Annotated in this window: 4 protein-coding genes; 1 reads left to right on the top strand and 3 read right to left on the bottom strand. The window is 32.8% G+C overall.

What is annotated here, in order from left to right; genetic code table 11:
* Positions 1-187: 187 nt before the first annotated feature.
* Positions 188-1,543: an MATE family efflux transporter gene (locus tag HU235_RS04795; protein ID WP_095301250.1), complete on the top strand. Its 1,356-nt coding sequence runs from the start codon at positions 188-190 to the stop codon at positions 1,541-1,543.
* Positions 1,544-1,664: 121 nt separating this feature from the next.
* Here HU235_RS04795 and bshB2 read toward each other — a convergent pair whose 3' ends face one another.
* From bshB2 to HU235_RS04780, 3 genes are read right to left on the bottom strand one after another with little or no spacing between them, the layout of a single operon-like run.
* Positions 1,665-2,330, bottom strand: coding sequence for a bacillithiol biosynthesis deacetylase BshB2 (bshB2, locus tag HU235_RS04790; RefSeq protein WP_095301251.1), 666 nt, complete (start codon positions 2,328-2,330; stop codon positions 1,665-1,667).
* Positions 2,331-2,358: 28 nt separating this feature from the next.
* A complete protein-coding gene (locus HU235_RS04785) occupies positions 2,359-2,709 on the bottom strand; it encodes a YojF family protein (protein WP_095301252.1) in 351 nt (116 codons plus the stop codon).
* A 2-nt stretch (positions 2,710-2,711) separates the two neighbouring features.
* On the bottom strand, positions 2,712-2,990 hold the full coding sequence (locus HU235_RS04780; protein WP_174879475.1) for a hypothetical protein: 279 nt from the start codon (positions 2,988-2,990) through the stop codon (positions 2,712-2,714).
* Between the last annotated feature and the right edge of the window lie 114 nt (positions 2,991-3,104).

The raw sequence follows: 3,104 nt of genomic DNA, 5'->3' as shown, positions 1-3,104 counted from the left end.
TACATTTAGTATATTAGGCGTGCTATCTTTAGGCTTCTTTTACTATCAAATGTTTAAAGGTGAAACAAAAAAAGAAAATAAACATCCAAATCGGCAATAATAGTTGGAATAGACATCTGAAAACGTAACAAAATGTTTTTTTCATGTTATAATTCAAAAGTTAGCTTTTTAGAAACGAGGATTTAATATGAAAGAAGCATCAACAAATAAAGAAAAAATCATTACTTTATTAAAGATTCTATTCCCTGTTTTAATAACTCAGCTCGGTCTATATTCGATGAATTTTTTTGATACAACAATGTCAGGAAAGGTTCATCCAAATGATCTTGCAGGAGTTGCTATCGGATCAAGTCTCTGGGTTCCTGTATATACTGGTTTAAGTGGTATTTTATTAGCAATTACACCAATTGTTGCACAATTAATGGGGGCAAATAAAAAAAATGATGTACCGAACGTAGTTATTCAAGGTTTGTATTTAAGTATTTGTATTTCCGTTGTCGTGATAATAATTGGCCTCTTTACAGTAGATCCCATATTACATATGATGAACTTAGAAGCAGAAGTTTACTCAATTGCTAAAGGATATTTAATTGCGTTATCATTCGGAATATTCCCATTGTTTTTATATGCTGTAATCCGCTGCTTTATCGATGCTTTAGGTTTTACAAGGGTTACAATGTTTATTACATTAGCATCACTCCCGATAAATTTTATACTTAACTCTCTGTTTATTTTCGGCAAACTAGGATTTCCGAAGCTTGGAGGGATAGGTGCAGGAGTTGCTTCTGCAATAACCTATTGGTGTATTGCTTTTATTGCAATTATTATAGTTGTTAAAAAACATCCATTTAAGAAATTTAACATTTTTAATACTTTCTATCGTGCATCTATAAAAGCTTGGAAGGAAATTCTAATCATCGGGATCCCTGTTGGACTAGCAATCTTTTTTGAGACAAGTATTTTTGCGGCCGTTACTTTATTTATGAGCCAATTTAATACAATTACAATTGCATCCCATCAAGCAGCTATGAATTTTGCTTCTTTTTTATATATGCTACCTTTAAGTATTTCAACGGCTTTAACTATTGTTATTGGACATGAAGTAGGAGCTAAAAGGTTTCAACACGCAAAGCAATATAGTTATATTGGAATCGGAATGGCTTTATCCTTATCACTTATCTCAGCTGCGTTCATTTATTTTTTCCGTTCTCAAGTTGCATCTATTTATACCTCTGATATTCATGTATTAAAACTTACACAGGAATTTCTTATTTACGCGATTTTCTTTCAGCTATCAGATGCTATCGCTGCTCCTATTCAAGGTGCTTTAAGAGGATATAAAGATGTTAATATGACATTTATGATGGCTTTAATCTCGTATTGGATTATTGGACTCCCTTTTGGGATTTTCCTGGCAAAATTTTCATCACTTGATGCATTTGGATATTGGATTGGATTAATAACAGGTCTTGCAGCTGGTGCAATTTGTTTATCGATTCGACTTCGAATAATTCAAAAGAGATATTCTTTAAGCATAACTTAATTTATACCCCACAAAAAGCACTTGCTCCTTAATTTTGGAACAAGTGCTTTTTTAATTAAAAAAGTACATCATCTTTTGAAATTGTCATTTTTCTAAGCTTTAATATTATAAATTGTCTTATTTAATCATCCCATTTGTAGGTCCAATAAACTTCTTTTTCAAACCATTGCATCGCTTCTTTATCCTTATTCAAGATTTTTTCTTCCATTTGTTTCAGCATGCCTTCGGTTTGTGATCGATGTGCTTTCAATGCATTTAATTTAATATCCATAACATCTGTTATATTAAGAATAACATCAGGTTGACCAACCGCTTCAAATCGATTATTTGTAATTGCCATACAATATGTTGTTGGACGTTTTTCTTTTGGGCGTCGTTTTAAGGCACGGATGACGGCTGCACCACATGCATCATGGTCAGGATGTACCCCATGACCTGGATAGAACGTCACAATTAAGGACGGTTCAATTTCATCAATGATTTCTTCCATCATATCGGCAATTTTTTCATCATCTTCAAATTCAAGTGTTTTGTCCCTAAGTCCTAGCATTCTCAAATCTTGAATGTCCATCGCTTTGCATGCGTCTTCTAGCTCTTTTTTGCGGATTTTTGGTAATGACTCTCGATTCGCGAAAAGTGGATTCCCCATATTTCTTCCCATCTCACCTAAAGTACCACAAGCATATGTAACGGGGATTCCAGCTTTGCGTTTTTGTGCGATTAGACCTGCAACACCATATGATTCATCGTCTGGGTGAGGTAAGATTACTAATACATGTTCTTTCATTTTATTTAATCTCCTTTAGTTTATATTCTTAATAATTAAACGGAGTTTCACTAATTTGTAGTGCAATTGCTAATTGTCCTTCAGAATTATGTCCTGCCATAAGCAGTTGATTTTCATCATTATAAATCCAATCTGTTAACCCTTCTGCATAAACCCAGCCTTCATCAAGTTTAAGTCCAACACGATACGGACCATTACCGGTAATTTTAGCTTGGTTATACACGACCTTTGTATTACGTATAAAAGCAACAACCGTCATGTTCCCTTCATTCTTATGTGCATTATAGGCACCTGTTGTCGTTTCCAGATGAATATAAACGACTTTGTTTAAAAATTGCTCTAAATATGATTGAACTTCTTGTTTTGTTATTGGTTTCATATTTATTTCTCCTTATCATTTTCTACTAATTGTTCTAAACATTGAGAATAAACGTTGATTAACATTAACTTTTCTTTCTCATGTAATGGCGATATAATGATTCTTTTTATAGATTGGTGAAATTTTTCATAATGATTTTTGCGTAGTCGAGGATGAGTCATTTCATCCTTTAATTCTTGCTTCACAAGCTCTAAAAGTATTTCTTCCTCATTACTTCCATTTGAGACAGTACGATTGTTCCATAATCGCTTATACGCAGCTAATAGTTCTTTTGCTTCCATTGGATTCCTCATTTTTTAAAGGCCGATAGAATTTTTTCTTATTAACTTTACTTCTGCTCTTTTAAATAATTTTGAATTTGAAAAAGAAAAGAGTAAAATTGCACTCCATATAAA

The organism is Metabacillus niabensis, assembly GCF_902829255.1.
GTDB classification, from domain to species: Bacteria; Bacillota; Bacilli; order Bacillales; family Bacillaceae; genus Metabacillus; species Metabacillus niabensis.
The sequence above is the reverse complement of the archived record's forward strand: the minus strand, read 5'-3'. Positions and strand labels throughout refer to the sequence as shown.